Origin of the sequence: Mycobacterium sp., assembly GCF_052145595.1 — a bacterium.
In the GTDB taxonomy this organism is placed as follows: domain Bacteria; phylum Actinomycetota; class Actinomycetes; order Mycobacteriales; family Mycobacteriaceae; genus Mycobacterium.
Genome location: NZ_JBKQOI010000053.1, coordinates 1 through 6,261, shown reverse-complemented (window position 1 = coordinate 6,261; position 6,261 = coordinate 1). Strand labels below are relative to the sequence as shown.

At 62.5% G+C, this 6,261-nt stretch carries 6 protein-coding genes, 1 tRNA gene and 2 pseudogenes; 5 read left to right on the top strand and 4 right to left on the bottom strand.

The genetic code is table 11. The annotated features are described in order from the left end of the window. The first annotated feature begins 551 nt into the window (after positions 1 to 551). The 3 genes from ACLP4W_RS03455 (at position 552) to ACLP4W_RS03445 (ending at position 2,488) form a co-directional block, all read left to right on the top strand. The gene (locus ACLP4W_RS03455; RefSeq protein WP_442384150.1) at positions 552 to 1,280 is read left to right on the top strand and encodes a polysaccharide deacetylase family protein; all 729 of its coding nucleotides are present in this window, start codon (positions 552 to 554) and stop codon (positions 1,278 to 1,280) included. A 511-nt stretch (positions 1,281 to 1,791) separates the two neighbouring features. Beyond that, positions 1,792 to 2,292, top strand: a complete 501-nt coding sequence (locus ACLP4W_RS03450; protein WP_442384148.1) for a hypothetical protein — start codon at positions 1,792 to 1,794, stop codon at positions 2,290 to 2,292. An 83-nt stretch (positions 2,293 to 2,375) separates the two neighbouring features. Then, positions 2,376 to 2,488: transfer RNA gene (locus ACLP4W_RS03445), tRNA-Leu, on the top strand. A gap of 349 nt (positions 2,489 to 2,837) precedes the next feature. Here the strand turns inward: ACLP4W_RS03445 and ACLP4W_RS03440 are convergent. Further along, positions 2,838 to 2,921: pseudogene (locus ACLP4W_RS03440) on the bottom strand (trp operon leader peptide); the annotation flags it as partial. Positions 2,922 to 2,933: 12 nt separating this feature from the next. Next, positions 2,934 to 3,623: a DDE-type integrase/transposase/recombinase gene (locus ACLP4W_RS03435; RefSeq protein WP_442384146.1), complete on the bottom strand. Its 690-nt coding sequence runs from the start codon at positions 3,621 to 3,623 to the stop codon at positions 2,934 to 2,936. A 522-nt stretch (positions 3,624 to 4,145) separates the two neighbouring features. On the opposite strand from ACLP4W_RS03435, the gene ACLP4W_RS03430 reads away from it, so the two are divergent. Further along, the gene (locus ACLP4W_RS03430) at positions 4,146 to 4,646 is read left to right on the top strand and encodes a PE family protein (RefSeq protein WP_442384144.1); all 501 of its coding nucleotides are present in this window, start codon (positions 4,146 to 4,148) and stop codon (positions 4,644 to 4,646) included. A gap of 112 nt (positions 4,647 to 4,758) precedes the next feature. Here ACLP4W_RS03430 and ACLP4W_RS03425 read toward each other — a convergent pair whose 3' ends face one another. Beyond that, positions 4,759 to 5,097: a hypothetical protein gene (locus ACLP4W_RS03425; protein ID WP_442384142.1), complete on the bottom strand. Its 339-nt coding sequence runs from the start codon at positions 5,095 to 5,097 to the stop codon at positions 4,759 to 4,761. Beyond that, positions 5,090 to 5,455 (bottom strand): hypothetical protein, encoded by a 366-nt coding sequence (locus ACLP4W_RS03420; protein WP_442384140.1) that lies wholly within the window; start codon positions 5,453 to 5,455, stop codon positions 5,090 to 5,092. Before ACLP4W_RS03420 ends, ACLP4W_RS03425 begins: the two co-directional genes overlap by 8 nt. A 192-nt stretch (positions 5,456 to 5,647) precedes the next feature. On the opposite strand from ACLP4W_RS03420, the pseudogene ACLP4W_RS03415 reads away from it, so the two are divergent. Then, positions 5,648 to 6,261: pseudogene (locus ACLP4W_RS03415) on the top strand (hypothetical protein); the annotation flags it as partial.

The window sequence follows — 6,261 nt, the reverse complement described above, 5'->3', positions numbered from 1 at the left end:
CGGCGCCGAGCACCGGGTACCGCTCGTGCAGGCATCTGCGGTGCCGCTCGAGCAGGGCGGTGATGGCTGCCTGCAACCGCCCGTCCCGACGCTCCGCCGCCAGCCCGGCGGTGTCAACAGCCACGGTGGTCGGGTCACCAACCGGATTACCCGAGGCTGTCGAGAACACAGGCGGCGAGGTGATCGGCATTGAGATCCACTGCCCTGGCCCGGCCCTGCTGGAGGAACCCGAAAGCGGCATTGAAAACCAGCACCGCCACAACGATGACCTAGGGGTGTTTCGCCGAGCGCTTTCCACCACAACGGTGCCCCCCTCCACCACATGCCGCCTCCGGTCTCCTTGCTCACGTCCTGCGACGACTCGACCGCTGATTAAGAGATGCGATTCGATCGCTGTGTAAGGACATGCCGTACCCTTCCGCCGTCGCCTGATTCCCCGACATTGCCGGCCTCGGCCGGGCGCGTCCGCGTAGCCGAAAGTTCAAGGCGCAGAAGGTAAAGAAAATCTTTGACCCGCCCTACGCCTGAGTAACATTAACCCCGTGCACTACCTGGATCGGCGCACGATGCTATGCGCCATAGCGGTCACCGTGCTGGCGGCCGCCACCCGGGCCGGGACGGCAGGCGCTGCCCCGGTCCGATGGAAAATCCCCACGGGTCGGGTGCCCGCACCTGCCGGTGTGCTGACTCGGTTGCCCGGGGACGGCAATCAGGTGGCGCTGACCGTCGACGATGGCGTCAGCGTCGACGTGGTGGCCGCCTACGCGCAGTTCTGCCACGACAGCGGCACCCGGCTGACCTTCTTCGTCAACGGCACCAACATCGCATGGTCGGTCAACGCACTCGCGCTGCGGCCCATGGTGGACTCCGGGCAGATAGCGCTGGGCAACCACACCTGGTCACACCCGGACATCACCCGCCTCAGCCCGGGCGCCGTCGCCGATCAGATCAGCCGAAACGCCGATTTCCTTCGCAACACCTACGGAGTGGACGGCACCCCGTATTTCCGACCGCCCTACGGCCGACACACCGCCGCCACCGACAAAGTGGCCGCCGACCTCGGCTACGCCACGATCACCATGTGGAGCGCCGACATCGGCGACTGGCGGCCGGAGAACGAAACCACACTCATCGCCAACGCGCTGAAGTCGTTTCAGCCCCAACAGATCGTGATCGGCCACGCGAACCTGCCCACCGTGACCCACTGCTACGCGCAGCTGCTCGACATCATCCAAAGCCGCAACCTGCAAACCGTCACCCTCAACGACGTCTTCACATAGCATGCCAATCAGGTGCCGCACCACCCCATCAACCGCATGGTGACCATGCCCGTCGGCACTGGCGGGGTGGGTAGACCCCCCTGCCACCCCCTCGGCGGCGCATGGCCGAAACTGCACATTGTGCCGTGTACGTTTGAGGGGTTTTGTTCCTCCTTGGCGCGCAGCGTGGCCGACACAGCGCGAAAGTGGTACCCTACCAGCAAATTTCAACTCCGCATATTCCAAAGTTGAGAGAGCCATGACGAGATCCGTTGCACCGCAAGCGCACCCCGAGAGGGCGACGCATTGCGTGGTCTGTGGTGCGCTGCTGAAGGTGGATCGGATCTGGTGGCGACGGTTCTGCTCTCGTCCTTGCCAGAACGTGTCGACTGGCGCGGCGAGGGCTGCTCGTGATCCTGGTTACGCGGCAGAGAGGTCGCGGCAGTGGCGCGCTTGTTTAGATGGGTATATATCCAAGATTGTGGCAGCGCGCTCTAGTTCCAAAGTCGTTACGGACCGAGACGAGAAACCGATGGCCTCAGACTGTCTGAGCAGTCTCGTCGGTTTATGCGCCACGTCGCTCGCGATCGCCCTGTCGCTTCCCCACACTGCCTCCGCCAACCCTCCGTCCTGGAACGGCGAGTACGCGATCACGTTCATGGTTGGTCCAAAGTCCGGGACTAGCATGGCGGTCGGTGACGCTGAGGTGCAGCACACCGATACCTATGGGTTCCGCTCGAGCTGTTCGAGCGGAAAGTGCATCGCCACGATCATTAGCGGCCCTGCGCCGAGCAACCCGACGGTTCCGCAGCCGGTTCAATTCACCTGGGATGGGTCGTCCTGGAAGCAAGTCAGCGATTTCCAATGGGACTGCATGATGCCCAACACCACGATCGAATGGGATCCGGCTCGAGCCGACGTGCGCTACACACCCCAACCCGACGGGACACTTTCCGGCACCATGCACACTGAGATCTTGAGCGGCGCGTGCCAGGGCACAGTTGACATGAACATGACGGCCGAGCGCGCATAACGGTATAGATCGCTCATCGTTTATTCACCGTTTATGAGCGGAAATCAGCGAGAATTAGCGACAACCGTTGGCATCATTGGGATGCCGAAAACTGTTGCCCGACAACGGCTAGCGACAACAAACGAGAACCATCGAAAACGTCCGGCTGCAAAAGCCGGTGTCGCAGGTTCGAATCCTCTATTGCCTGTTTTCGGCGCTGTTTCCGCATTTGACGCCGCGGGGTTGGTAGTCGCGGGTGGGTCTAAGACGAGTTTGCGGATGAGTTGGCCGGTGTTGCGGTCCAGGACGCGGATGTCGCGGTCGTCGATGAGCACGGTGATTTTGGTGCCAGTGCGGCGTTTGCCCAGGCCGATGTGGTGCGGGCGGCTGTTGTAGCGGATGGTGATGGCGCCGGCGGCGTCGATGGTGTCGGTGCGTATGCGGCAGTGGGCGGGGATGACGTAGCCGGTTGGGGTGGCTTTGGGTCGGCGGGTGTAGGCCTGTGTCGGAGTGCGTCGGTCGAGTGCACGGTGTGGGCGGCGCTGGTTGTAGTAGACGCGGAATTGGTCGCAAAGGTGTTGGAGTTCAGCGATGGTGGCCGCGGGGTGTGCGGTCAGCCATTTGTTTTGAGTTTGGTGGAAGCGCTCCACTTTTCCGCAGGTCTATGGATGGTAGGGGCGCGAGGTCAGGTAGTTGATACCCAGTGTGCCCAGGGTGATTTCTAGGGCGGTGCGCCCGCCGCGTCGGGGTTGTCCGGTGAAGATGGCGCCATTGTCGGTGAGCACCGAGGCCGGTGGGCCCCAGGTGGTGAAGGCGCTGGTGAGGGTCGCGGTCACGTCGGGGCCGCCGATGAAGCGCCGGACCAGGCTGGCGACGGCCAGTCGGGAGTGGTCATCGATGACGTTGAGGATTTCCACGCCGCCGCCGTGGGCGAGGTGCCAGTGAGTGACGTCGGCTTGCCAGCATTGGTTGGGCAGCTCGGCGCAGAAGCGTTTCCAGGCCGAGCGGGGACGTTTGTGCGGTTGGGGTGTGACGAAGCCGCGGCGTTTTAAGATTCGCCAGATCGTGGAGATGGCAGGCACATTCGTGATGCTGGGGTCGGTGGCGAGATGGGTGGCGATGGTGTCGGCGCCGGCGTCCAGGCCGCGTTTGGTCAGGGTCTTGCGCAGCCGCACGATGCGGTCTTCGACCTCGACGGTGACTTCCTGAGGGCTATGGTGTGGGCGTCGTGAGCGGGGGACGTAGGCTGCATCGCCGTCGGCTTCGTAGCGTTTGCACAGCTGTTGGACCCATTGGCGGGAGACGTCGTAGTCGCGGGCGACTTCGCTTTTGCTGCGTCCTTCCAGCACCACGGCGGTGATGACGAGCTGCGCTTTCGATATGGCCGACCTCCCCAGCTTGCAGAGGTGTCAACTATGTCCCGAGACAGCTGCCAACGATGTCCTGGAATCAGACACTGCCGGGGCACAAGGCTAAATGCCTCCTCAGAGGGCATTTTGTATAGTGAGCTATCCGTGGCCGTGCGATATTTGTGCTACGCCCAGCCATCGCTGGCCAGCGTTTACCGGCACTTCAACTCGGATGGCTCTGCCAGCCCCTGAGAACAGGGTGTCGTTCTTGCTGAAGATGGCGGAGTCGTTGCGATTCGAGATTGAACGTGCCGCGATCCGCGACCCCGACGACCCCGCCGTGATCGCGGCCCAAGACCGGGTGCGCGCCGAACTGGCCGCTCTGTGTTGTCTAGCCGGTCGCTCTGTGTTGTCTAGCCCGTCGCTCTGTGTTGTCTAGCCCGTGTTGAACACGTGGCAAGTTCGTGTGATGCTTTTTGCCGTGTGGAAGCGTCGATGAGGACCGGTTGAAAGGAAAGAAAAGATATGTCGTTTGTGACCGCGGCACCGGAGTCGATGACCTTAGCGGCAACGGATTTGGCGAATATCGGTTCGACGATCGGCGCGGCGCATATGGCGGTGGCGACCCCGACCGTCGCGGTGATTCCCGCCGCCGCCGATGAGGTATCGGCGAGTATCGCGCACCTGTTTTCCCAGCATGCCCAGGACTATCAGGCGCTGGCCGGGCAGGCGGCGGCGTTTCACGAGCAGTTTGTGCAGCACTTGACTTCCAGTGTGGGCTCCTATGCCAGCGCTGAGGCCGCCAACGCCGCGTCGTTGCAACCCCTGACTGCGAGTGCGGGCTCGTTCGCCGCCCTTAATAATACCGCCATTGAGAACGCCATTGAGAACGCATTAACTGTCGCGCTAGTAATTATTGCAATACCGGCTTTATTACCGTTGTTAGCAATGGTTGCCACCACTATTGTCCTTATGCTACCCTTTTTTGGATTGGGAGTTCTGGGAGTTCTGCTGGCCGCTGTCTAAGCAATTTGATAAACCGGACCATTTACTAAATCAGCCACGGGCGTGCGGTCAAGCTCGGCCTGCCGTTGCTCCTTGGACTTCCCCTCGGTGCTGAGCACGAAGATTGGGCGCTTTACGGGTAGACGTCGACACCCAACGCAGCCGGGGCAATCGTGCCGTCTTTGGCCACCGCGACGCCGCCCTTGAAGCCCCATAGCCATCCGACTGCGGCGGTCGGCGGGTATTGCTTGATGCGGCGGTGGCTGATGTTCACGGCGGCGGGACTGTCCAGCATGCGCAGCACCCGGCGAATCTGCGTCGGATGCGGCGAGGTTTTCTCAAGGTCCGCAACCGATTTCGGATCGTCATTCTCGAAACGTGCTGGGGCGTCACCTCTTCCGAGTTCGGCTCGGTACTGCGCTTTCAGCCATGGCCGCAGGCCGTCGAGCCGCACGCCGAGATCGTCACGCACCGGCATTGGGTGCCCGCTCCCGGTCCCAGCGCACGTTAGCCGCCCCGCGTGCCTTGATCGTCGTTAGCGAATCAGTGTGAGGCACATCAGTTTTGATGTTCTTAAGCATCCTGGCCACCGAGTTGTCGAGCATGCGAAGTTCAACGGAAACTTTGACTTTCGTTTTCGTGTCGCGGCTCTTCGCGTACCGTGCGGCCAACTCGGTGCGGCGGTCAACGGTGTTGGCCAGCATGTCGAGCATCTCTTGCTCGGCCACCGTCCACGACAGCGTGGTACCGGCGCGGGCACCGGCAGCGGCCAACTCCGCTTCGAGCTGGTCAAGGAGCTTCTGAGCCTCTGCCGTAGCGATCGCCCACACCCTCAACACCCGACCACGCAAAACCCTCGGATGGCGCACCCCCGCCGAAGCCTTCAATGACCACCTACACTCGCTTCAGCAAGCCGGTATTGCGACCACCGATTGAATCCAGCCAGTAAACATCGATCCGGTTCACCGAGCGGCTCGCCGAAGCGGGCATCCAGCCATCAGTCGGAGCGGTCGGCAGCTCCTATGACAACGCGCTCGCCGAAGCCATCAACGGTCGGGTATTACGACCTTCATCCGGATGTGACGCTGAATTTTCAGCTCAACCGCTTCTGGAACTGGGTTGGCGAACCACAGATGCTCGACGAGCTGCGGCGGGTCGCGCCCAGTCTGACCAACTACGACGAGTGGATTCGGCAGCTGTTCGCTCTCGGTGAGCGTGCGCGCGGGGAAGGCCGGATGCTGGCGGGCGCCTACCTGATCCGCGCCGCTGAGTTCTTCATGTCGGCGGATGACCCGCGCCGCCGTGGCGCGCGCCAAACCTTCCTGGACACCGTGCTCACACAGTGCGGGGTGGGCGCCGAACAGCATCACGACGTGGTCTATGGCGGGACAACCCTGTCGGCTTACCGCTTGACCCCGGCTTCGCCGCGCGGGGTCATCGTGGTCTTCGGCGGCTTCGATAGCTACATCGAGGAATGGCTGCCGATGCTGTTGGCGTTGCGCGACGCGGGACTAGACGTCGTGGCGTTCGACGGACCCGGCCAAGGGGCGGCGTTGGAAGCAGGATTGCCGATGACGGCCGAGTGGCACAAGCCGGTCGGCGCTGTGCTTGACCATTTCGGTGTCGATGATGTGAC